The sequence below is a fragment of the Elusimicrobiota bacterium genome (assembly GCA_041660185.1).
Lineage (GTDB): Bacteria > Elusimicrobiota > Elusimicrobia > 2-01-FULL-59-12 > 2-01-FULL-59-12 > JBAZWU01.
In genome coordinates, this window is sequence record JBAZWU010000001.1 from 164,392 (window position 1) to 186,449 (window position 22,058).

The following is a 22,058-nucleotide window of genomic DNA, read 5'->3' on the forward strand; positions in this document are numbered from 1 at the left end:
TGCTCAGTGGGATCTCCGACAAGGCTGTCTGAGTCATTCCCCGATTCTTTCCGTCAATGAATTTGACGGTTTCATACAAAGGGGTACTTATGCGCCGCCACCTGGACCGCTTACGCGGTTGGCTGTTCCTGCCGTTTGTTTTCTTCTCTTTAACCATTCCTTGTTTTGCAGATGTCGCGCCACGGGTCGATACAGGAGACACCGCCTGGATCATGATCAGTTCGGCGCTGGTGTTCTTCATGATGCCCGGATTAGCTTTCTTCTATGGCGGGCTGGTTCGAAAAAAGAATGTTCTGTCGATCCTGATGCAGTGTTTTGTCACCATCTGTTTAATCTCCCTTCAGTGGTTCCTATTCGGCTACAGCCTGACGTTCGGTCCGGATGTTAATGGGGTGATCGGCAATTTCGCCTGGGCGGGCTTGCGCGGCGTCGGTCTGGAGCCGTTCCCGGCGTATGCCCCAACGATCCCGCATCAGGCCTTCATGCTTTATCAGGCCATGTTTGCGGTGATCACGCCTGCGTTAATCCTGGGTGCTTTTGCGGAGCGGATGAAATTCAGCGCGTTCTGCGTCTTCATGGTTCTTTGGTCCACTTTCGTCTATAACCCCGTGACGCATTGGATCTGGGGTCTCGGCGGGTTTCTACGTCAGGCGGGAACGCTTGATTTCGCGGGAGGGCTGGTGGTCCATGTCAACGCCGGGATTGCGGCGCTGGCCGCGGCGCTCTATATGGGCCGGCGGCAGGGTTTTCCGCTCCGCATTTCTCCGCCGCATAATCTTCCGCTGGCGGTGCTTGGCGCTGGGATGCTCTGGTTCGGCTGGTTCGGATTCAACGCGGGAAGCGCGCTGTGTTCCGGCCAACTGGCGGTGAGCGCTTTTGTCGCCACGCACGCGGCCGGATCGGCCGCAGGACTGACCTGGGGAATTCTCGATTGGATATTCAATAAGCGCCCGACGGTGCTCGGCATGATTACCGGAGCGGTCGGAGGCCTGGCGGCGGTGACGCCCGCCTCCGGTTTCGTCAACCTCTGGGGGGCGTTGGCCATCGGCGTGGGCGTTTCCATGATCTGCTACTGGGTGGTCGTATTCGTCAAAGCTAAGTTCGCCTATGACGACTCCCTGGACGTCTTCGGAGTCCATGGGATGGGCGGGATCTGGGGATCCATCGCCGTCGGGCTTTTCGGAACGCAGGCGGTCAATCCGGCGGGGGCCAACGGTTTGTTTTACGGCGGCCATACCGCGCAGCTGGTCGTCCAGCTGAAGGCCACCGCGATGACCACGGTCTACTCTCTGCTCGCCACCTTTTTGTTGTTGTGGGTGGTCGATCACCTGATCGGACTGCGTGTTTCGGAGAGCGACGAACGGATCGGTCTGGATCTGACCCAGCATCGGGAAGTCGGCTATACCCTGCTCGATTAAAGGAGAGTATCGATGAAATACATTGTTGCGGTTATTCAGCCGGACCGGGTGGATGAAGTCTTGCGGTTGCTCGAAGAGAAAGAAATTCATCTGGTGACGGTTTCGCAGGTGTTGGGACGCGGAAGGCAAAAGGGGATTGCGGAAGTTTACCGGAGTCACAAAGAAGCCGGTGCGTTGTTGAAGAAGATCAAATTGGAGATTGCGGTTAACGATGATTTCGTCCAAACGACTTTGGAGGCTATTGTGACCGGAGCTCGTACCGGCAACATCGGGGACGGGAAGATCTTCGTGTTTGACCTGAAAGATTGTTTGCGTATCCGAACCGGAGAGACCGGCGGGGCGGCTATAGGCTAACCCTTCGGGGAATGGCAGGCTTTCTGCGCCGCTTCATAGGCCGCTCGGATCGCCGGGTCATCCGGAAAAATCCGGAGAGCCGGTTCAATATACGACAGCGCTTCTGCCGGCCGTCCGGCGTTCAAATCGATCAGCCCCAGGTTGACATACAGGGGCACGGCTCGCGTAAAACGAAGCGACCACCGGTAATTCTTTTCGTCAGAGTTCCGGAGGATGATGTGAAGACGGGCGGAACCACTCCAGAGCAGCAGGAGTGCCGTACCCAGAAGGGCCTGTGCTCGTTTGGAGAAAAGGACGCTTCGGCCGGATGGGGACAGGGTGAGCGCTTGTGCCAGAGGCCAGATCAGCCCCGCGATGGCCGGATAGGCCCAATGATCCAGCATGAAACAACCGGAGGCCATCAGCGGAATTTTCGGAATCCAGGCGGCGACAAACCACAGAACCCCGAAGGCCAGCCATCGCTTGTGCCGTATCCACAGCGCATAACCGGCGATTCCTCCTCCGATAGTCAACAGCCCGAGCAGAAGGTTCGGGGAAGGCAACTGGCGATAGAGGTATAGCGGCCACGGGAAAATGAACAAAGCGACGAAACGCATCAGAACAAGCGGGAACTGAGTCAGTAGAAATTGAGGCATTTTGGAAGAAATCTCCAGGCCAGCCTGACCCACCATGTGAAATCGCAGAAGAAAATACATCCCCAGTATGACGGCCAGAATTCCTATCCGTGGAAGAATTTTCTTGGTGTGCCCCGTCGTCCATAAGAGGAGTATCACAAAGAAGGGGGTGGCCAGGGCGCTCTCTTTGCTGAGAAGAGCGGCCCCAAAAGTGAGACTTCCAGCCAGTATCGCCAATTTCTTTTCCCGGCAAAAAAGAATCGCGGCCAGAAGGGAAAAAAAGAAGCTCAGTATTTCCGAACGCCCGGAAACCATCAGGAGTTCTGAAACAATCATGGGGTGCGCGCCAAAGAGTATTCCCGATAGCACGCAGGCGATTTCCTTCAGTCCGAGAAGGAATCCAATTTCCATCACCAGCCAGGCGGTCAGCACATGGAAGATCAGATTGGTCAGATGGTGGCCGCGAGGATCCATCCCCCAGAGGGTCATATCAATCCGATGGCTCAGCGATTCGACGGGGCGATAGTAGGCCGTGCCCCAGGGGCTCTCCGGGGTCGGATGAAAATCACGAGCCAGTGTGGACCAGCTCCAATGCAGCAGGTCCGTGTTTCGTTCAATCACTTGATGATCGTCAAATAGGAAAGGAACCCGTATCACGGGGCCATAAAGAAGCGAGATAAACGCCAGAATAAACAGGCGTGAACCCCATTTGATCTGAGGAAGACGGAGAGCCCCGTATCTCAAGAGTCGCGTCATCGTTAAAGGGTGGTCGAATCTTCGAAAAACGTCAGAAACCGCTGCGTGCGCCGGCTTTCGGGAATCAGCCGGAGGTTGCGCAGCAGCTCCTGCCGAATGTCTTTCCGTCGGGCGGGCGACGTTTCTCGAAGCATCCGGGAAAAGAATTCAGGTTTCATGTCTGGGCGAATCACGCGGAATTCCCTGGCCTGGATCACCGCCCGGTTTTTGGCTCCCCGTCTTAAAAAGAGAACGCCGGCGTCATCCCAATAAACAAGGGCCCACCGGGAGGACGGAAAAATCGCTTCAAAAAGGGATGGAAAGGGCGTGTCCGGATAATATTTCAAAAGGGCCGCATTAATCGCATAGCGATCCAGAAAAGCTTTCCAGGCCTTTGGACTGCGCTGGGCCGTTTGAATCTCAGGGACAAGGGAAATATATCCCTGGACCGCCGGATAACGGCCGTCAATAAAGACCGGAAGGTCTTCTCCGAAGGCCCACATCCAATACCCGCCAAACGCATAATCGTTGTAAAAAGCCCCTGTCACTTTCTCGGTTCGAATAAAGTCGAATGCTTTAACCGGGAAAGACAGTGTTTGTACGCCCAGAGCCGGATGTGCGCGAGCGAGGCTTGCCAGCAAAAGGCCCCCGATGAGCAGGCCGAGGCCAAAATCATATTTTTCGAACCCGTAACGCTTCGTGATGGCTTCCATCCACCGGGATACGTGCTGGGCCAGAAACGGAATAGCCATCAGAAGGAAATAGGGAATAAACACAATGGAACGAAGCGCCCCTGCCGTTAAAACACCGGCCAATATCACGAGGGGCCAGGGTATCGCCCTCCGCTGCCAGCGGTCATAAAGGTGGGTCAGCCAGAAGAGAAAGACGATTCCGAGAAGAACGGGGTGATCCGTGAACCGCGGTGTTGCCCAGCCCATGATGAGCTGTGAGGAGAGCGTCATGTCCGTCCACATCATCGTATAGAGTTTTGCGCCATAGGGAGTCAGGAGCGTTGCCAGGATACAGAGGAGCACCCAGAGGATCGGAAGCGAGCGCTTCTTCTCCTGCAAAAAAATAACCAGTGCATAAGCCGATGCCATGAGGAGTCCTATGAGGAATCCACGGTGCATGTTGGCCCAGACCGCAAACAAAAGAGGGCCTATCCAATAGGTGTTTGTTGACGGGTCTTCCAGCCATCGATCGAGCAAAAGCAAAAGGGCTGATGTGAAAAAGATGGAGACGAGGCTGGCCTGGGGCCAGTATCCGGAAGGAGCTCCCAGAAGGAAAAAGAGGCTGAGTGCCCCTGTCGTAACGGCCCAAAAAACGTGTTTTTGATGAAGGCGGTAAGCCATCAGGAAAAAAACCAGTAAGGCCAGGAGGGCGTGGCCGATGACTACGCCGGCGATCGCCAGCCGGGAAAAAACCCAGAAGAGAACGGTGTCATAGAGCCAATAACTGTTGACCCAGGGGCTCCCTTTTGCGGTCCATGAAAAAACGTCGATGGTCGGAATGACCCGATGCATGACGATATAGCGGCCGGAGGCTAGATGCCACCAGAGGTCCGGATCCTGCGCAGGATGAAGGATGTTCGAAATAATCCAGGTCGAAAAGAGGACGACCAACAGAAAACGCAGCAGGAAAGAATGACTAATTGTGGGCCAACGTTTTGAATCGCTGCGGATCAAGAGATATTGTCGCCAAAGGAGGTGCCCACGGCCCGGGCGGCGCGGACTTCTTCTCCCAACGGATCCACCCGGTGCAGAGTACCGACGGCTTGTTCGATGGGGATCGCGCTGAACTGCGTTCCCCGCAGATTGACCATGTTACCCCACCGTTGGCTGGCGGCCAGTTCAATGGCTTTGAAGCCGAAGTGCGTGGCCAGCCAGCGGTCATGAGCGGTCGGGGTCCCCCCCCGTTGCACGTGCCCCAGAATGACGACGCGCGTTTCATCGCCTGTTTGTTTCTCCAGAGCCCGGGCGATGGTGTGTCCGATCCCTCCAAGTTGCGGCCGCTTGTCCGCCTCTTTATAGGTCCCCTGGGTGGTCATCTGGCCTCCCAGCGGTTTGGCTCCTTCAGCGACAACAATGATGCTGAAACGGCGCCCGCGCTTTTCTCTCTGGGTAATGGCCTGGCAAATGCTGTCGATCCGGTAGGGAATCTCCGGGATGAGAATCACGTCGCCTCCGCCTGCGGTCCCGGCTCGCAGCGCGATCCAGCCGGCATAGCGGCCCATGACTTCACAGATCAGCACGCGGTGGTGGGATTCCGCCGTGGTATGCAGCCGGTCGATCGCTTCCGTGGCCACCATCAGGGCCGTGTCAAATCCAAACGTCACATCCGTTCCGTTGAGATCGTTATCGATGGTTTTGGGAATGCCGATGACCGGAATTCCCTTCTTTAAAAGTTCCAGCGCGCATCGCAGGGTTCCGTCTCCGCCGACCGCCAGGAGGCCTTCCAGCCGAAGCCGCCGAACCGTGGCGACTGCGTCCTGGGAACGGTCTTTCGGTTTTCGGCCGGGGGCGGAAATATATTTAAACGGATTATCCCGGTTCGACGTGCCCAGAATGGTTCCCCCGCGCGGCAGAATACCGGAGACATCGTTCTCGCTGAGCAAGCGGGTCCGTCCTTCCACGAGGCCGGCGTAGCCGTCCAGAATACCGACCACTTCAAAGGCGGGATGTTGCCGCAGGCCGCTTTTCACAACGGCGCGAATCACGGCATTCAATCCGGCGCAATCCCCTCCGGCGGTCAGAATCCCGATGCGTCGTAATTTTTTCATGGGGGGTCGTTTCTCCTTACTCGGCTGTGGGCGGTTTCTGGGTGTCGAAAAAGAAGACCAAACCCAGAAGCAGGTCCGTGTAAAAGGCATTTTTCTCGATTGACAGAAGCGGAACATCCTGAAAATAAATGCCCTTGGATTCCAGCTCTGTGACCAACGGTTTTCGTCGGGCCTCATCCAGCGGCCGGTCCACCACAAAAAAGATGGCGCGAAGCCCCTCGGTCGCGTTGGATATAAGCATTTCCTTCCAATCGGATTTGGGATCATAGGGCCGGAAGGTCTGGACCCGCAGGCGAAAGGAGACTTTCGTAAATTTAGGGGTCAGCCTTTCAATTTTCTGGGCCAGTGTTTTCGCCTGACCCTCTCGGTCCGCCGGATAAATGACCGCTGTCGGCAGGATGGAATGGTCCTCCGGTGTGTCGGTGATGGAGGACTCGAACGCGGGCGCCGGCAGAGTTGGGGCCGGTTCCACTGGCGCCGGCTCAACAGGGGACGAAACCGGTTCGCCGACTGTTGGCGGCACAGGTTCTGCCGGGGGTGCGGCGGGTTCGTTCACCGGAAGGGTCGTTGACGGCACAGGCTCGCCGGGCGGTGAAGAGGCTGCTGGTAACGGCGGCGCGGAGACAGGTCCTTTCGGGGCTTCTGAAACGTCGATCTTATCTTTCGACTCTTCTTCTTCCGAGTGCGAAAGACGTCCGAAAATCCCCTGCAGCTGGGATAACAAATCTTCGATATGCTCGTCGCCGTGGGAATTCTTCGGATCGGTCATGGGGTCTTCAGGTCCATTACAATTTCACCGAGATGCCTTGCAGCATGGAAAGGAAATTATCGGGGCGAGTCGATTCCCTGAGGGCTGACTCGCGGAGGATTTTTCCTTCTTTCAACAGCCGCAGAAGGTCCTGATCAAACGTCATCATTCCCTCGCCTTGGCCGCGGCTCATCACGGAATGCAGGTCATTGGTCTTCCCGTCGGTAATCAGCTGCCGGACGTAGGGGGTCGTGATCAGAATATCCGTACAGGGAATCCGTCCATTCCCCTCGGCCGTCGTCAATAGTTTTTGAGCGATCACCCCGCGCAAGACGTTCGCGACCGCGGCCCGAACCTGGCTTTGCTGGGAAACGGGATAGCTGTCCACGATCCGCTGCACCGTTTGGATCGCATCCATGGTATGGATGGTGGATAAAACGATGTGCCCGGTTTCGGCCGCGGTGATGGCCGCCAGAATGGTTTCCGTGTCCCGCATCTCGCCAATCACGATGACATCCGGGTCCTGCCGCAAAATGTATTTGAGAGCGGTGGCAAACGAAACGGTGTCGTTGCCGACCTCGCGTTGCGAAATGGACGACCGATGGTCTTTGTGGTAAAACTCGATGGGATCTTCGATCGTAATAATGTTGTAGGCATAGGCCTGGTTCAGGTGGTTCACCATCGCGTTCAGTGTCGTTGTTTTTCCGGCGCCGGTCACGCCCGCCAGGAGAATGAGCCCGGAAGGGACCGCGCAGAGTTTTTGCAGGGTGGCGCTCGGCAGGTTGAGTTCCTCAAAGGGCTTGAGCTGGAGCGGAATCACGCGAAGGGACATGGCCAGCGTTCCTTTTTGACGGTAAACGTTGACACGGAAGCGGCTGACATTGTCCAGCGAATAGGAAAAATCGATTTCCCCTTCGGCCTCGAAGCGTTTTTTATGGGCATCGTTCATCATGCTGAAGGCGATGTGATGGATGATCTCAGGAGAAAACGGTTCCTTTTGAGTCGACAACAGCTGTCCGTTCAGCCGGATCAGCGGCGCGCAGTTGGCCTTGAAGTGAATGTCGGAAATGTTCTGCTGCACCATGAACTGCAGAAGTTCGCGGGTATCCATCTTAGAATCCCGGGAGGTTCAAGCCTTTGAGGTCCTTCATCAGGCTGGCGGCCTGGGAGGCTGATCGTTTCTGGACTTCCTCAAAAGCATCGTTAATGAGTTGCGTCAAAGCGGCCTCCAGCGCTGCATTTTTCTCCGGGGTAAGCCAGAGCGGGTCGATGCGCAGGGACTCCACTTTTTGAATGCCATTGACCGTAATGCTCAGGGAACGGCTGGAATTGGTCTGTTCCGCTTTGACGGCCTGGAGCTGTTTTTGCAACTCCTTCGCCTTCTTCTGCATCTCGTAAATCTGTTTCATTTGATTAAGCATGGATGCTCCTTCTTTTTCGTCATCCCCGGCGGTCACTGGCCGGGGATCCATCATGCGTATGCGGCATGTCTAGATTCCCCGCCAGAGACCGCGGGGAATGACAACGTGACAAAATGGCTCTTCTGACGGTTAAGTATGCCTGATTTAGGCGTTCAATCAAGGGATTTATCGTATCAAATACGCATCTCAACTCCGAAGTCCCCGGCGGTTGCTGCAATGTATAATGAGAACATTCAATGAATCAACGTTTGCTGGCTTATGGTCGTCTGGTCAAGGTGGAACACACCCTTTTTTCGATCCCCCTGCTCTTCAGCGGAGCGGTTTTAGCGGCCGGCCATCTTCCGTCCTGGTCGTTATCTGTTCTCATTCTATTTGCGGGTTTTGGCGCACGAACCGCTGCTTTCGCCTTAAACCGTATTATAGACCGTCATATCGATAAACTAAATCCGCGGACGGCCGGCCGGGAGCTTCCGAAAGGATCCTTGACGGTCGCCGAGGCCTGGGGCGTTGGCGTGTTCGGGACCCTGCTCTACGGGGTTGCCGCTTGGTTCATCGCCCCGATTTGTTTTTATTTGTCCCCCCTTCCGCTAGTGGTGTTTGTCCTTTACCCCTATCTCAAACGGGTTTCCTGGATGGCTCATTTTGGGGTCGGACTGGCCGACGCTCTGGCTCCTTTGGGCGGATGGATCGCTGTCACGCAGTCCCTTCATCCCGTCTGGCCGGGGTTGTGGCTGGGGCTCTTTACCTTTTTCTGGGTGAGCGGTTTCGATATTATTTATTCCACGATGGACGAAACGTTTGATCGGGAGCATGGGCTGCATTCCCTGCCGGTGCGTGTGGGCTCGGAGGATGCGTTGCTGGTGTCCGGCGTTTTTCATATGGTCGCTTTCTGGGCCCTCGTTGCTCTCTATAAATATTATTTTCATTCCACGACCGCTTTCCTGACCCTGGGAGCGATCGGCGCTCTGCTGTACCTGGAGCATGCGAACGCCCGTGATGTGAATTTGGCTTTCTTTAAAATCAATGCCGTCCTCGGTTTTGGCGTTCTCGGTTTTATCGTCACAGGGGTCCTCTTCGCATGAGACTCATCGTTGGAATTTCCGGCGCTTCCGGGGTGGTTTATGGGGTGGAATTCCTGAAACGCTGTCCGGCGGAAGAGAAATACGTGATTCTGACGCGCTGGGGCCGTAATCTCCTGAGGACCGAAGCCGGTCTGACGCCGGAGCACTTGAGTCCCTTCGTTAAAAAAGTCTATGCCACCGAAGATCTCTCCGCGCCTTTCGCCTCTGGATCGAACCCGTTTGATGCGCTGGTCATCATGCCCTGCAGCGTGGCCACGCTGGGCAAGATTGCCAATGGTATTTCCGATACGCTGCTGACGCGCACCGCTGAAGTGGCGCTCAAGGAACGCCGGAAATTGATTCTGGCGATCCGTGAGACGCCGCTCTCTTCGATTGCCCTGGAGAATGCGCTGAAGTTGTCGCGCGAAGGGGTGGTCATCATGCCGATTGCCCCGCCTTTTTACACCCAACCCCGGACACTGGAAGATCTGGTGATCTCCTTCGTTGATAAGGCCATCGGAACGCTGGGACTGACGACAGCCGCCGCCGGCTGGCGCGCCTCGGAACTCGAATGAAAAATTCTTCTGTTGGAGTGCCAGATCCTAATCGTCGTCATCCCCCGCGGTTGTTGGCGGGGGATCTATGGATTCCCCCCCTACACCCGGGGGGAATGACGATCTGATATGTCTTTTCGAAATCTTTCGTCATTCTTAACAGAGTTGGAACAGCAAAAAGAACTTCGACGCATTCGCGTCGAGGTGGATCCCGAGTTGGAGATCACGGAGATCGCTACGCGGGTGGTGCGGCAGGAGGGGCCGGCGCTCCTCTTTGAAAAAGTCAAAGGGTCCCCTTTTCCCCTGGCGATTAATATTTTCGGCAGCGCCCGCCGGATCGAGCTCGCGCTGGGCCGTCCCCCCCAACAAATCGGGCAGGAGCTTCTGTCGTTGGCGCAGTCCATGAATCCTCCCCGGTGGCTGGGTCTTTGGAAATCCCGTAAGGCCCTTCGGCGGACATTCGCCATGCATACGCAAGTCGTACTCTGGGGAGCGCCCTCGCAGCAAATCGTTCAAGAACCCGCGTTGGACCGTTTGCCGGTTCTGAAATGTTGGCCGCAGGACGGCGGGCGTTTTATCACCTTCGGCCTGGTCATGACCCGGCATCCGCAGACGGGTGTCCGCAACGTCGGTGTTTATCGGATGCAGGTCTTCGGCCCTTCGTCGACAGGGATGCACTGGCAGATTCAAAAAGGCGGCGGTTTCCATTACAGCGAGGCCGAGCGTCGCGGCCAGAACCTTCCCCTGGCGGTTGTGATTGGAGCGGACCCTTGCCTGCTTCTGGCGGCGGTCGCGCCGCTGCCCGAAGGCATGGATGAAGTGGCGTTCAGCGGATTTCTTCGCGGCTCCCCGGCACGCCTTGTCAAAGCCCGGTCCATTCCCATGCGTGTGCCCTCCGAGGCCGAGTTCATATTGGAAGGTTATGTCCACACGGATGAGCGGGCCATGGAAGGACCTTTTGGGGATCATTTTGGGCATTACTCCAAAGCCGCTCCTTTCCCGGTGTTCCATGTCCGGTCCATGACGCACCGGAAGCGGCCCATTTATCTGGCCGCGGTGGTCGGCAAGCCGCCGCAAGAAGACCGGTATCTGGGGAATGCGACGCAGGAAATCCTGTCTCCTTTGATTCGTCTCATCCACCCGGAGATTCAGGAACTCTGGGCGTATTATGAGACGGGTTTCCATAATCTTCTGGTGGTTTCTGTCCGGCAGCGTTACGGAAAAGAAGCCGTCAAAACCGGGCTGGGTTTACTGGGAGAGGGGCAGCTTTCCCTGACCAAATGCCTCGTTCTGGTCGATACGAATGTCAATGTGCGGGATTCCCACGCGGTCTTCCGCGCGATCCAGCAGAACTTTGACCCGAGCGAGGATGTGCTGATTTTGCCCGGGACGCCGCTGGATACGCTGGACTTTACCGGGGATGCGATGGCTACGGGTGGAAAAATAAACCTGGATGCCACCCGCAAACCGAACATACGTCCCGTGCGCAAGTCTCCCCCGCAGCAGAGTTTTCATTTTTTAAAGGAGCGCGACTCGCGTATCATCGGCTGGAAGCTTCTGGATGACGCGCTTCTGGTTGTGCAGGTCGGCCGGGAGGGACGGTCGATTCTCGAGAGCCTGCTGTATGACGCCGCTCTGGAAGGCATCAAAATCGTCGCGATGGTCAGCCCCGATGTTGATCTCGAAGACCGCGAATCGACGTTGTGGGGTATCTTTACTCGCTTTGATTGTGTTCGGGACGTGACGTTTACGGAGATGCGTCTCGACGGTCCCGTCGCCCGCTACGGGGGCCGCATGGGAATCGACGCGACCTGGAAGAAGGGTTACCCGGATCCTCTGGAGATGAACGAAGAAATCCGCGAGAAGGTCAACGTCCGCTGGGATGAGTATGGAATCTGACATCTGGGAAAAAATCCAGAAGGGCGGCCGCCTGGATCTCGACGATGTCCGCACCCTTTGGGCGAGTCCGGATATCGTCGGGCTTGGCTGGATGGCCGATCAAGTGAAGCGGCGACGCTATGGAAACCAGGCGTTCTACGTCATCAATCAAAAGATTGAACCGACCAATGTTTGCGTTCTTTCCTGCACGTTTTGCGACTTTGCGACCAAGCGGAACCGCCCGGATGCCTACGAAATGACGCTTTCCGAAATGGTTCAGCGCTGCGCGGCAGGTGTTCGCGAAATCCATATCTCCGGCGGCATGCCTCCAGAGTGGACGTTCGACCATTACCTGGAGATCGTGCGGGCGCTGCGGCAAGCCTGTCCCGAGGCCGGGATCAAGGCCTTTACCGCGGTGGAAATCGAGTGGATGGCCCGGATTTCCCGGCAAAGTATTGAAACCGTCTTGTGGCGTCTGAAAGAAGCCGGACTGACCGCCCTGCCGGGCGGAGGCGCCGAAGTTTTCTCCGAACGTGTTCGTCAGGCGCTTTTCCCCTTCAAGATCGGAGAGAGGGAGTGGGTGGACGTTCACCGCAGAGCGCACCGCCTGGGGATCCCGTCGAATGCGACGCTCCTTTACGGACATATCGAAACGCCGGAGGAACGGTGGCATCATCTGGAAGTGCTTAGAAATTTGCAGGATGAATCACTACATCACACGTCATCCCCGGCGGGTTCTTTTTCGTCATCCCCCGCAGGTTCTGGCGGGGGATCTATGGATTCCCCCCCAGTGGCCGGGGGGAATGACGGTATAGAAACCGAGGGGAATGACGACACAAAAGCGGGATTTATGAGTTTCGTTCCGCTGGCCTATCAGCCAGGTCCATCAGGATTGACGACACAGCCGTCCTCTTTATTGGATGACCTGAAGATGCTTGCCATCGCACGGCTTTATTTGGACAATTTCCCGCACATTAAAGCCTATTGGGTTACGATGGGTGAACAAGCGGCCTCCGTGGCGCTTCATTTTGGAGCGGATGATGTGGATGGAACGATTGGCGAAGAGCGCATCATGCATGCGGCCGGCGTATCCTCTCCGTCAGGTCTCCTGCGGGATAAGGTGGAGGATCTCATCCGGGACGCCGGCTGCATCCCTGTCGAACGGGACGCTCTTTACAAGGTTGTGGCCTATTCTTCTGACATACTCCCTCTCCCTGTTGAGGGAGAGGGTTGGGGTGAGGGTAAGGGTAAGGGTAAGGGTAAGGCCGCGGATACACCCTCATCCGGCCTCCGGCCACCTTCTCCCTCAGCAGGGAGAAGGGGATGAGGTTTTTTGGAAAAGTGATCAACGTATGATTATTCGAATCGGATATATTCCCTATTTGAACATGGTCCCTTTCCAGCAAGGGTTCGGCCCGGAACCGCTGGAGATTGACCAGCGGCAGTTTGAATTCAAAACCCTTTCGCCTCGGGATTTAGGGATCAACGCGGGAGAAGGAACCATCGATGCCGGCGCTCTTTCGCTGGTGGACTTTTTGCGGGTGTTTCCCAGTTTTGAACCCATCAGCCGGTTTGGGGTGGGCGTTCGAAGAGCTTCGAAGAGCGTTTTGTTTTTTTCCAAACAGCCGATCGCGGCATTTTCCGGGACCTGCGCGGTGTCCGAAGAAACATCCACTTCGTTTCGTCTGCTTCAGCTGCTGTTGTCGGTGCGCTACCAGCGTCCGAATGTCCAGTACGGCCGGATCGCTTCCCATCAGACCTTTGACGGAGAGGCGGATGGAGTTCTTTTGATCGGGGACGAGGCTTTGCGCGCCAAACAAAAGGGTATTCCAGGACTGCCCTGCGTGACGGATCTGGGCGAAGAGTGGTATTTCTGGCAGGGAGTGCCTTTTGTGTTTGCGCGCTGGGCGGTTCGTCAGGGGCTTCCGCAAATGGTTAAAGATACTATTGAGACATCAGTCGAAAGCTCTTTGAAATCAATTATTTACAACAAGAAAGATGTGGCACTGCAGGAGAGTGCTAAACGCGGTTTTGATCCAGCTTTTATCGAGAACTATTGGAACGGGTTTTGCTACCGGTTGAATGAAGACCACCAGGAGTCCATCCGCCGTTTTTCCGAACTTTTGGAAGAGCAATGCTTGATCGGATAACCGCGAAAGTCACCCGGGGGCAGCGCCTGGACTCTGACGAAGGGCTCTATCTCCTGACCCAGGCCAACCTCATGGATCTGGGGCGGCTCGCCCAGCGGGTCCGGCAACAGAAACATCCGGGGAACCGGGTGACCTTTGTCATCGATTCCAATCCCAACTACACGAATGTCTGCGTCGCGGGCTGCCTGTTTTGCGCCTTTTATCGCCGGCCGGGCGCACGGGACGCCTACACGCTGACGGTTGATCAGGTGATGGAAAAAATCCGCCTGGCGGTAGAGCAGGGGGCCACCACCATTCTTCTGCAGGGCGGGCTGAACCCCGAACTCCCGCTGGCGTATTACACCGCCCTGGTCCGAGAGACGCGGAAACGTTTCCCCCAGGTGACGCCTCACTTTTTTACGGCCAGTGAGGTGCTCCTGATGGCCGAGGGTTCGGGGCAATCCACCGTCGATGTTCTGAAGGCTTTGAAAGAGGCGGGGCAGGTGTCCCTTCCCGGCGGCGGCGCGGAAGTGTTGTCAGAAGTGGTTCGGCAGCGCATCGCGCCGAAGAAAAACTCTTGTGACGAGTGGATCCGAGTGCATCGTCAGGCGCATCAACTCGGAATGAAATCCACCGCGACGATGATGTACGGGCACGTGGACAGGCCGGAGGATTGGTTGGAGCATTTTAACCGCGTGCGCGATCTCCAGGATGAAAGCCTTCGACAGAGCTCAGGCCAGGCCGGTAGTTTTACGGCCTTTATCCCCTGGAGTTTTAAACCGGGGAATACCGTTTTAGAGAAGAAAATCCCCTCCGGTAAAGGACCCTCAACTTACCTGCGAATGCTCGCCGCCTCACGGATTTATCTGGACAATATTCCCCATATACAGGCCTCCTGGTTTTCGGAAGGGAAGAAGATCGGGCCCCTCGCGCTTCACTTCGGAGCGGATGATTTCGGCGGGACGCTCATCGACGAGAATGTCCATAAAGCCGCGGGCCACGTGGTCACCACGAACGTCGACGACACGATCCGCATGATCCGCGAAGCGGGCTTCATCCCAGCCCAGCGCACGACGCTGTACGACATTTTGAAGGTCTACGAAGGACCTGTAGGGGCGGACCGCTGTCCGCCCGCACATGAGATGGAATTCGTTAGCGGTGACTGTCACAACGGAGCAACCTATTGATTCTCTGTGACAGTCACCGGAGTTGGTCAGATGAATCGAACGATTGGTTTGGAAGGTAAAAAGCCTAGGCGGAAGGCTTCGTCGTAGAGCTTTTGGAGTCCCTGCTGGACGTCGGCGCCCTGCTCGAGCGTGTCCTTGTTCACGTACATGGCGACAAAGCGTTTACCGAGCTTTTTGTCGAGGCCGCGGCCGTACCGGAGCGCGTACTCCAGTGCCTCCTCCGGATGGGCTTGCGCATAGAGGATGCTGTCCCGCAGCGCCTGGCTGATCTGCCGCGCCAGGGGTTCCCCGAGGTCGGCCCGCACGACATCGAGTCCCAGCGGCAGGGGTAAACCGGTCTTCTTCTGCCACCACTCCCCGGCATCCCAGACTTTCTCCAGGCCGTGGTCCCCGAAGGTCAACTGGCCCTCATGGATCAAGAGGCCGGAGTCGATCTCTCCCCGCTCAACGGCCGGCAGGATTTCATCAAAAGGCATGATACGTGTTTCAGCTTTCAGATTGTTTTCAGCCAGCCACAGGTTTAGAACCAGCGCGGCGGTGGTCCATTGGCCTGGAATTGCGATTTGAAATGGTGATTTTTTCCCGGAATTCTTCTGCTGCACGAGAATCGGTCCGTAACCGCGGCCCACGCTGGCGCCGCAGTTGAGCACCCAGTAGCGGTCCGTCAGATAGGCGTACGCATGGGCGCTGACCGCTGTAATCTCAAACTCGCCCCGGAACGCCCGGTCGTTGAGCGTCTGAATGTCTTCCAGGTGATGGTCCATCGTATAGCCCGGGATTTTGACCGCACCCTGATCAAATCCAAAGAACATATAGGCGTCATCCGGGTCGGGGCTGTGCGCGAAGGTCAGCGTTTGGATGGGAATTCCCCTTTGAGGGCTTTCCAGCAGAGGTCGACGACTTCCTGGGAGAATTTTCCGTCGCTGACGATCCACTGGATGTAATCCGGCTGTTGGCGGACCATGTTTCGCAGAAGTTCCCCTTTATATTTGCCGAAGTTAAAGGCGGCTTCACCGTCCCGCCAGATAAACTTGCGGTGGTTGTCTACAAAACGCTCGTCCTGCCGGTTGCAGTAGGCGTGGAGTCCCTCGGTATCCTGAGGAAGGTCCGGATAGCGCTGGAGTTGCGCAAAAAACACTTCCAGGCTGGCCAGGGCATCCGCCCGAGCGCCGTGGGCTCCTTCGAGTGTTTTCTGGCAGTAGAACTGATAAGCGGCGGAGAGGTCGCGTCGTTCGCGCTGATGGTAGATGGCCAGACCGTCGAGAAGCGCCCGGTCTTCGAGCGGGAGCGTCAGGTTGCAGCGTTTGAACTCTTCGGTGAGCAGCGGAATATCAAAGCGCGTAATCCCGAATCCGCCCAGATCGCAGCCTTCCATGAACGTGAGCAGCGAGGCGGCCACTTCTTTAAACGAAGGAGCGTTGGTGACATCTTCGTTGCGGATGCCGTGAATGGCGATGGCTTCCAGCGGGATGCGAACGCCCGGGTTGATGCGTTGGATCAGCTCTTTCCGGGATTGGTCCGGGTCCTGCCGGATCAGAGCGATTTCCACGATGCGGTCGCGCTGGGGGTCGGCGCCGGTGGCTTCCAGATCCAGAAATATAATGGGGCGCGTCAGTTTCATTTGGTTAAAGGGTTTCCTCTCCGTCATTCCCGGCAGTCACTGGCTGGGAATCCATCCTGCTGTATGGACGTGATAGATCCCCCGCCAATAGCCGCGGGGGATGACGATGGGTTAGATAGGGCATTTTTGTCATTCGATCGACGCGAGCGCTTGCGCGTTGGTCGGGTAACGCTGGAGCAGTTCAACCAGAAGGGAAGCCGCCTGAGTTTCTTCGATACCGGCCAAGGCCCGGCGTAATTTATAGATCTTTTGAAGCTCGTCGGCCGGAAGCAGAAGCTCTTCTTTCCGGGTTCCGGAAGCGTTGATGTTAATGGCCGGGAAGATTCGCTGCTCCGCGGCGGCGCGCGACAGCACGAGTTCCATATTTCCGGTGCCTTTAAATTCCTGGAAAATAATGTCATCCATCCGGCTGCCGGTGTCCACCAGAATGGTGGCGAGGATGGTGAGCGATCCCCCCTCTTCAATATTCCGCGCCATGCCGAAGAAACGCCGCGGCAGTTCCATGGCGCGGGAATCCAGCCCTCCGGACATCGTGCGGTTTCCTGTACTTCCCGCATTATGGACCCGCGCCAGACGGGTGAGCGAATCCAGAAGGATCACGACGTCTTTGCCGGCGTTGGCTTCACCGACGGCTTTTAAGGCCAGTTCCCGCGCGCAGCGAAGGTGCTCTTCGTAGGGCCGGTCGTTGCAGGAGGCGTGCACCTCGGCTGGGACCGAGCGTTTGAAATCCGTGACTTCTTCCGGCCGTTCGTCGATCAATAGACAGTAGAGCCGCAGCGCCGGATCAATGCTGGCCAGCGCCTGGCAGATGCATTTCAGAAAGGTTGTTTTCCCGGCTTTGGGAGGCGAAACAATCAGCCCCCGCTGGCCCTTTCCGATCGGGCAGATCAGATCCACGGCCCGGACACAAAGATGGGAGGATCCTTTTTCCAGATGAAGGCGCTTATTAGGATCAATGGATGTTTTGGCCAGAAACTGTTCTTCGTCGATATTTCGGGCCGGTTTGGGCTGGGCAAAGAAATGCGACGGATAACCTGGACGGTTCCCGTTGAAATTCTTCCCGTGGAAGCGATGATGGGGACGATTCTTCTTGTACAAGAGGAGTAACCTATTATACCGAAATTTCTTAGTGGCCGCCGCGGATCGGTGTCTCCAGCAGATTCTTGATCACGGCTTTGAACGCTTTTTTCTTCAAAGACTCCACGCGGACCTTCGGATTGCCGAGGGTGCCGGTGAGATGGGCGTTCACATCCATTTCACCCAGAACGGATGGCCGATCGGAGTTGAGATGGGCATCAATAGCCATTCCTGCGGTCGCCGCTTCCATAATTCCCTGAAGAGTGAGATGAAGCGAGTGGCCATCCACCTGAATGCTGTCCAGAGTCATAATCCCCTTATTGAAACGGTAAGAGCCGGCGATTTCGTACGGTTCCGGTTGTTGATTGATGAAAAGTGAGCCCTGGATTTTCGTCGATGTAAAATCGTTCAAGAGGATGCGAATTTCATCAATGGGTCCGGGTCGGCGAAGGGCATCGTAAACCGGTTTCATGAAATGGAGATCGGGATGGTTAAAGACGATCTCCTTTAAGAGGGGTGGGCGCCACAGCGGCCACCAGGACCAGCGGACGCGAGTGGATTCGATATAAATCAAAGTCCCATGGTTGAAATCGGGCGTTTCGGATAACCGCAGCCGTTCGATGGTCAGACCGTTGATCCATAAATGAATTTCGTTCAGCTGGGCATCTCGGTGCAGATGCGTTCGGATTTGCTCTAAAATCATGCTTCTCAATTTCGCCTGAGGCAGCGCCAGCCGCAGCGTCAGGAAGGTCAAAGTGAACAGGCTGACCAGAATGGCCAGCGAGATAAGACAGAATTTTAAGAGACGACGCATGTTCGTTCCCCGCCGTCATCCCCCGCGGTTGTAGGCGGGGGATCCATCATGCCGTCGACGGACGACATTCTTGGATTCCCCGCCAGTGACTGCGGGGAATGACAAAAAATACTTGTGTGTGCATTTATGGGTAGATTACTTCGCGACATTCCAACGAGATTCGTAATAGTCTTTTAAGGGAACGTTTTCGTATAGGTCATTGTAAAGCTCTTCCTGTTGGTGGACCATCCGGTCAATGTTGAATTCGTCGCCCACGCGGCGGGCCGCGGCTTGCCCTAATCGCCGTCCTTCTTCGGGGTGGTCTTGCAGCCACACGATTTTTTCTGCGGCCGAGCTTACGTCTCCCGGCAGGATCAAAAAGCCGGTCTGCCCATCCTGCAGAATATCTTTGACCCCGTTGACGCCATAGGCCACGCAGGGGAGTTGTGCGGCGGAAGCTTCCACCAAAGCTCGCGGAAGCCCTTCCCACAAGGACGTCAGTAAGAAGCCATTCGCGGCCGCCAGGATTTCGGGGATATCCTGACGCCATCCGACGAAATGGATAGAAGCCCCAATCCCCTGTTCTTGGCACCAGGTTTCCACGGATGGACGCAGTTCCCCATCCCCGACGAGAATAAAATGCGTGTTCGCCTTCTTTTTCAGGACTTCCGAAGCCACCCGGACCAAATCCATTGGATTTTTCTGCAATTTAAAATTGCCGATGGAAACCACCACCCAGGCCTTGCTGGAAATGCCGAGTTCTTGACGAACCCTGCTTTTGGCCGCGCGTTGGAAAACGATGCCGCTGCGAATCAAACTGTTCGGCGTCCGACGCCCGATCCCCAGCTCCGCGGCTTCGGTGCGATTGTCCTCTGAAACAAAGATCAAGTGGATGCTCAGGAGTGCGCAAAATTTCTCCAGCGCGATAAAGATCTTTCGGAGTCCCGGCGCCTGTTTGGGGGTAAAGCCAAATCCATGGAACGTGTGGATGATCACGGGCACTCCCGCGAGATAGGCGGCGATCCGTCCCAGAATTCCGGCTTTGGACGAGTGGGTGTGGACGATGTGTGGTTTCTGTTGCCGCAGCAATCGATAGAGAGAGAGGAGCGCCAGAAGATCTTGAATCGGACGGATCAGCCGGACCAGGGATGAGACAAAAAAGGTAGGCCAGTTCCCCCTTTTCGCTTCCTCATCCAGAAAGCCGCCGGCGCCGCAGATCAGTGAGACGTCAAATCGGTTGGAATCCAGATGCGAGAGGGTGTAAAGGGTATTCTGCTGGGCGCCGCCCAGTTCCAGTTGCGTGATGATATGACAAACGCGAAGTTTCATTTTGTTTTGTAGGGGGCGCCGGCTGGCGCCCCGTTACCTTCCCAGAATCCTCTCGGCGGTTGTTTTCCCATCTAAAATCGCTTCTTCCATATACGAGTACTTCCAGGCGCCATAGCGGCCGATGGAGTAAACGTTTTCATGGTCCAGGTAACGAAGGATGGTTTCCGCAGACCGGGTGCAGTTTTTGTCGAAGATGACGTAAGCCACCGGGATATGCAGGACTTTTCGGGCAATAATTCGATCGCGACGCTGCAGAAGGCCGCCGTCCCGCAGGCCGGCCAACAATTGCCGAAGGATAGTTTTGCCATCGGGCGGATGACCCGGTTGATAGGCCACTTCGATATACATCGAACTTGTTCCAGAGGGGGTTGTATGGGACGAGAAATTCGCCGGGAAGCCCACCCGGTAGAAACGGTATTTGGTTTCCGGAAAGTATATCCATTGCTTGTCGGTCAGATCCGGCCGGTCGATCCCCAGATTCAGGTTATAGAGCGATGTCCAACGGAGCAAGCGCCTGGCGTGTTCAATTTCCGGCGGCAGAGGTCTGGCGATTTTTAAAAAATAGGCCAGGGGCAGCGTCGTAATCAGGTGTTCATAGGCGATCACCTCACCCGTGTGAAGCGTCGCTTCTTTTTTGGCGAGATCAATGCCCGTCACTTCCGTATTCAAACGGAGTGCCTTTAAATCGTTTGCCAAAGCGGTCGGGAGCGCCTGAATTCCCCCTCGTTTTGGATAGTAGAACGTGGCGTTGTATCCGAACGTTTGGGTCTGTTCCGCGAGGCCTCCCAGGATAATTTCCTCAACGGAAGGGCGCGGAACAAAAGGAGCGACCCATTCCGCCGTCAACACGTCCGCCGGCACCGTCCAGAGTTTCCGATTGTATGGGAAAAAGAAGTGCTTGGCAAACCCTTTGCCGAAGGTCCGGAGGACCCAGCTTTTAAACGATTCGGGAGAGCGGACCGGAGCCGGACGGTGCTGCAATTGAGCTTCGATGAAACCGGCGACGCAGTCTTTCATCACCTGTTTTGGGAGCGCATACGTGTTGGCCTGGAACGGGTACGGAATATTGGTTCGGTGCGAGTAGATCCAGGACCGGCGCTTGTGAAGGGCGAGGTTATCGCCTAAGAGCTTGGGAATCAGTTGAAGCGTGTAGGGATTTCGCAGGTGGAGAAAATGACCGGTGTAATCAAAAACAAAACCGTCCTGGTGAATGGATTGCGCTAAACCTCCCGGCTGACTGGAACGTTCCACCAGGAGATAGTCGCGCTTCAAGTGATAGGCGCTGGAGAGCCCGGAGAGCCCTCCGCCTAAAATCAGCGTCCGGATTTTCATGGTTCGATGGGTATTCGTGCCAGCCAGGTGCCAAAGGCCAGCGCCAGCACGCCGATCACGGAGTAGATCAACAGGGCGTATTGAAAAGGAACCACCGTCACCCGATAGGCGCTGAATGCCAAGAGCAGGCTGATGGCATAAGACAGAATCAGGATCTCCTCCCGATAAAATCCGTATTTTTCAAGGCGCAGCGCATAATGGTCCCGGCTTCCCATAAAGGGAGACATCCCGCGCTTAAATCGCAAACAGGTCACCAGAAACGTGTCGTACAGGGGGAGCCCGAGAATCAACAAGGGCGCAAAAACACCCAGATTATTCACGCGCGTATAAGCGGTTCCCAGCGAAAGCGCCGCCATCATGAACCCGATCAAAAGGCTTCCGGTGTCCCCCAAAAATATCTTGAGACGTTTGGAGAGGTTATAAGGAATGAATCCAAGCAAACCCCCCGCCAGGGCGACAGAAGCCACATTGACATAAATCTCTTCGGAGGGTAGTGAAATAAACAGAAAACCCAGGCTGGCGATGACCCCGATGCCGCTGGCGAGGCCGTCCATGATGTCGATAATGTTGATGGCATTGATCAATCCGACAATCCAGATGAGTGTGATGAGATCGGCGAACCAATGCGGCGAGATGAATTTAATGCGGATGTCGAAAGCCATCAGACAAAGCGCGGCAACGAACTGGACAATAAATTTTGATTTATACCCGAGACCTTTCGGAACGACGTCGTCGATGAGTCCCAACAGGCAGATGATGCTGCCGCCCAGGAAAATCCCCCGCAAAGAGTGTAGTGTGCCGGTAGGAAAGTTGGTCATCCATCGAATTGTGAGCAGCGTGGCCGCGAGTGCGGCCGCCACGGCCAGCCCCCCCAGGTAAGGGACCGGGTGCCGGTGCGTTTTGACGTCCGTCAGAGGGCGATCCAGTATTTTGTAGGCCATCGCAACCTTCCGCGCGAGAGGCGTCAGAAGCGCGGACAGAACCAGGGCGAGAGAAAAACAAATCAGGTAAAGCATTCTTGTTTCACT

21 protein-coding genes are annotated in these 22,058 nt (G+C 56.1%); 8 read left to right on the forward strand and 13 right to left on the reverse strand.

The window, feature by feature from the left end; all coding sequences use genetic code 11:
• The first annotated feature begins 89 nt into the window (after positions 1-89).
• A complete protein-coding gene (locus WC859_00845; GenBank protein MFA5974696.1) occupies positions 90-1,418 on the forward strand; it encodes an ammonium transporter in 1,329 nt (442 codons plus the stop codon).
• 12 nt (positions 1,419-1,430) lie between these two features.
• Positions 1,431-1,772 carry a P-II family nitrogen regulator gene (locus WC859_00850; protein ID MFA5974697.1) on the forward strand — a complete coding sequence of 114 codons (342 nt, stop codon included), beginning with the start codon at positions 1,431-1,433 and terminating at the stop codon, positions 1,770-1,772.
• On the opposite strand, the gene WC859_00855 is transcribed toward WC859_00850, so the two are convergent.
• The 6 genes from WC859_00855 to WC859_00880 are packed head-to-tail and all read right to left on the reverse strand — an operon-like array spanning position 1,769 to position 8,069.
• Positions 1,769-3,130: a hypothetical protein gene (locus WC859_00855; GenBank protein ID MFA5974698.1), complete on the reverse strand. Its 1,362-nt coding sequence runs from the start codon at positions 3,128-3,130 to the stop codon at positions 1,769-1,771. The two genes, WC859_00850 and WC859_00855, sit on opposite strands and share 4 nt — an antisense overlap.
• Before the next feature lie 14 nt (positions 3,131-3,144).
• The gene (locus WC859_00860; protein MFA5974699.1) at positions 3,145-4,806 is read right to left on the reverse strand and encodes a hypothetical protein; all 1,662 of its coding nucleotides are present in this window, start codon (positions 4,804-4,806) and stop codon (positions 3,145-3,147) included.
• Positions 4,803-5,900, reverse strand: coding sequence for an ATP-dependent 6-phosphofructokinase (locus WC859_00865; GenBank protein ID MFA5974700.1), 1,098 nt, complete (start codon positions 5,898-5,900; stop codon positions 4,803-4,805). Before WC859_00865 ends, WC859_00860 begins: the two co-directional genes overlap by 4 nt.
• A gap of 16 nt (positions 5,901-5,916) precedes the next feature.
• Positions 5,917-6,669, reverse strand: a complete 753-nt coding sequence (locus WC859_00870) for a hypothetical protein (GenBank protein ID MFA5974701.1) — start codon at positions 6,667-6,669, stop codon at positions 5,917-5,919.
• Between the two features lie 16 nt (positions 6,670-6,685).
• Positions 6,686-7,759, reverse strand: a complete 1,074-nt coding sequence (locus WC859_00875; protein MFA5974702.1) for a PilT/PilU family type 4a pilus ATPase — start codon at positions 7,757-7,759, stop codon at positions 6,686-6,688.
• Position 7,760: 1 nt separating this feature from the next.
• The gene (locus WC859_00880; protein ID MFA5974703.1) at positions 7,761-8,069 is read right to left on the reverse strand and encodes a YbaB/EbfC family nucleoid-associated protein; all 309 of its coding nucleotides are present in this window, start codon (positions 8,067-8,069) and stop codon (positions 7,761-7,763) included.
• Between the two features lie 236 nt (positions 8,070-8,305).
• Here WC859_00880 and WC859_00885 point away from each other — a divergent pair, with 236 nt between their 5' ends.
• The 6 genes from WC859_00885 (at position 8,306) to mqnC (ending at position 14,878) form a co-directional block, all read left to right on the forward strand.
• The gene (locus WC859_00885; GenBank protein MFA5974704.1) at positions 8,306-9,151 is read left to right on the forward strand and encodes a UbiA-like polyprenyltransferase; all 846 of its coding nucleotides are present in this window, start codon (positions 8,306-8,308) and stop codon (positions 9,149-9,151) included.
• Positions 9,148-9,705, forward strand: coding sequence for a UbiX family flavin prenyltransferase (locus WC859_00890; protein MFA5974705.1), 558 nt, complete (start codon positions 9,148-9,150; stop codon positions 9,703-9,705). The genes WC859_00885 and WC859_00890 overlap by 4 nt, the downstream gene beginning before the upstream one ends.
• 108 nt (positions 9,706-9,813) lie before the next feature.
• Entirely contained in the window at positions 9,814-11,583 is a 1,770-nt protein-coding gene (locus tag WC859_00895) for a menaquinone biosynthesis decarboxylase (protein ID MFA5974706.1), read from the forward strand.
• Positions 11,573-12,889: a radical SAM protein gene (locus tag WC859_00900; GenBank protein MFA5974707.1), complete on the forward strand. Its 1,317-nt coding sequence runs from the start codon at positions 11,573-11,575 to the stop codon at positions 12,887-12,889. Before WC859_00895 ends, WC859_00900 begins: the two co-directional genes overlap by 11 nt.
• 25 nt (positions 12,890-12,914) lie before the next feature.
• Positions 12,915-13,712 (forward strand): menaquinone biosynthesis protein, encoded by a 798-nt coding sequence (locus tag WC859_00905; protein MFA5974708.1) that lies wholly within the window; start codon positions 12,915-12,917, stop codon positions 13,710-13,712.
• A complete protein-coding gene (gene mqnC, locus WC859_00910; protein ID MFA5974709.1) occupies positions 13,697-14,878 on the forward strand; it encodes a cyclic dehypoxanthinyl futalosine synthase in 1,182 nt (393 codons plus the stop codon). The genes WC859_00905 and mqnC overlap by 16 nt, the downstream gene beginning before the upstream one ends.
• Before the next feature lie 26 nt (positions 14,879-14,904).
• Here mqnC and WC859_00915 read toward each other — a convergent pair whose 3' ends face one another.
• The 7 genes from WC859_00915 to WC859_00945 all read right to left on the reverse strand — a co-directional run bounded on the left by WC859_00915 (position 14,905) and on the right by WC859_00945 (position 22,046).
• The gene (locus WC859_00915; protein MFA5974710.1) at positions 14,905-15,690 is read right to left on the reverse strand and encodes an MqnA/MqnD/SBP family protein; all 786 of its coding nucleotides are present in this window, start codon (positions 15,688-15,690) and stop codon (positions 14,905-14,907) included.
• A 35-nt stretch (positions 15,691-15,725) separates the two neighbouring features.
• On the reverse strand, positions 15,726-16,499 hold the full coding sequence (locus WC859_00920) for a 3'-5' exonuclease (protein MFA5974711.1): 774 nt from the start codon (positions 16,497-16,499) through the stop codon (positions 15,726-15,728).
• A gap of 129 nt (positions 16,500-16,628) precedes the next feature.
• The gene (gene rho, locus WC859_00925) at positions 16,629-17,489 is read right to left on the reverse strand and encodes a transcription termination factor Rho (GenBank protein MFA5974712.1); all 861 of its coding nucleotides are present in this window, start codon (positions 17,487-17,489) and stop codon (positions 16,629-16,631) included.
• Positions 17,490-17,625: 136 nt separating this feature from the next.
• Positions 17,626-18,390, reverse strand: coding sequence for a hypothetical protein (locus WC859_00930; GenBank protein ID MFA5974713.1), 765 nt, complete (start codon positions 18,388-18,390; stop codon positions 17,626-17,628).
• Between the two features lie 135 nt (positions 18,391-18,525).
• Complete coding sequence (locus WC859_00935) at positions 18,526-19,698, reverse strand: glycosyltransferase family 4 protein (protein MFA5974714.1); 1,173 nt, start codon at positions 19,696-19,698, stop codon at positions 18,526-18,528.
• A gap of 33 nt (positions 19,699-19,731) precedes the next feature.
• The gene (locus WC859_00940) at positions 19,732-21,030 is read right to left on the reverse strand and encodes an FAD-dependent oxidoreductase (GenBank protein ID MFA5974715.1); all 1,299 of its coding nucleotides are present in this window, start codon (positions 21,028-21,030) and stop codon (positions 19,732-19,734) included.
• Complete coding sequence (locus WC859_00945; GenBank protein MFA5974716.1) at positions 21,027-22,046, reverse strand: MraY family glycosyltransferase; 1,020 nt, start codon at positions 22,044-22,046, stop codon at positions 21,027-21,029. Before WC859_00945 ends, WC859_00940 begins: the two co-directional genes overlap by 4 nt.
• Between the last annotated feature and the right edge of the window lie 12 nt (positions 22,047-22,058).

Bases quoted from the DNA above. Each gene is read 5' to 3' on its own strand.
- WC859_00845 (MFA5974696.1), top strand. From the start codon at position 90: ATGCGCCGCCACCTGGACCGCTTACGCGGTTGGCTGTTCCTGCCGTTT.
- WC859_00850 (MFA5974697.1), top strand. From the start codon at position 1,431: ATGAAATACATTGTTGCGGTTATTCAGCCGGACCGGGTGGATGAAGTC.
- WC859_00865 (MFA5974700.1), bottom strand. From the start codon at position 5,900: ATGAAAAAATTACGACGCATCGGGATTCTGACCGCCGGAGGGGATTGC.
- WC859_00870 (MFA5974701.1), bottom strand. From the start codon at position 6,669: ATGACCGATCCGAAGAATTCCCACGGCGACGAGCATATCGAAGATTTG.
- WC859_00875 (MFA5974702.1), bottom strand. From the start codon at position 7,759: ATGGATACCCGCGAACTTCTGCAGTTCATGGTGCAGCAGAACATTTCC.
- WC859_00880 (MFA5974703.1), bottom strand. From the start codon at position 8,069: ATGCTTAATCAAATGAAACAGATTTACGAGATGCAGAAGAAGGCGAAG.
- WC859_00885 (MFA5974704.1), top strand. From the start codon at position 8,306: ATGAATCAACGTTTGCTGGCTTATGGTCGTCTGGTCAAGGTGGAACAC.
- WC859_00890 (MFA5974705.1), top strand. From the start codon at position 9,148: ATGAGACTCATCGTTGGAATTTCCGGCGCTTCCGGGGTGGTTTATGGG.
- WC859_00895 (MFA5974706.1), top strand. From the start codon at position 9,814: ATGTCTTTTCGAAATCTTTCGTCATTCTTAACAGAGTTGGAACAGCAA.
- WC859_00900 (MFA5974707.1), top strand. From the start codon at position 11,573: ATGGAATCTGACATCTGGGAAAAAATCCAGAAGGGCGGCCGCCTGGAT.
- WC859_00905 (MFA5974708.1), top strand. From the start codon at position 12,915: ATGATTATTCGAATCGGATATATTCCCTATTTGAACATGGTCCCTTTC.
- mqnC (MFA5974709.1), top strand. From the start codon at position 13,697: ATGCTTGATCGGATAACCGCGAAAGTCACCCGGGGGCAGCGCCTGGAC.
- WC859_00915 (MFA5974710.1), bottom strand. From the start codon at position 15,690: ATGTTCTTTGGATTTGATCAGGGTGCGGTCAAAATCCCGGGCTATACG.
- WC859_00920 (MFA5974711.1), bottom strand. From the start codon at position 16,499: ATGAAACTGACGCGCCCCATTATATTTCTGGATCTGGAAGCCACCGGC.
- WC859_00930 (MFA5974713.1), bottom strand. From the start codon at position 18,390: ATGCGTCGTCTCTTAAAATTCTGTCTTATCTCGCTGGCCATTCTGGTC.
- WC859_00935 (MFA5974714.1), bottom strand. From the start codon at position 19,698: ATGAAACTTCGCGTTTGTCATATCATCACGCAACTGGAACTGGGCGGC.
- WC859_00940 (MFA5974715.1), bottom strand. From the start codon at position 21,030: ATGAAAATCCGGACGCTGATTTTAGGCGGAGGGCTCTCCGGGCTCTCC.
- WC859_00945 (MFA5974716.1), bottom strand. From the start codon at position 22,046: ATGCTTTACCTGATTTGTTTTTCTCTCGCCCTGGTTCTGTCCGCGCTT.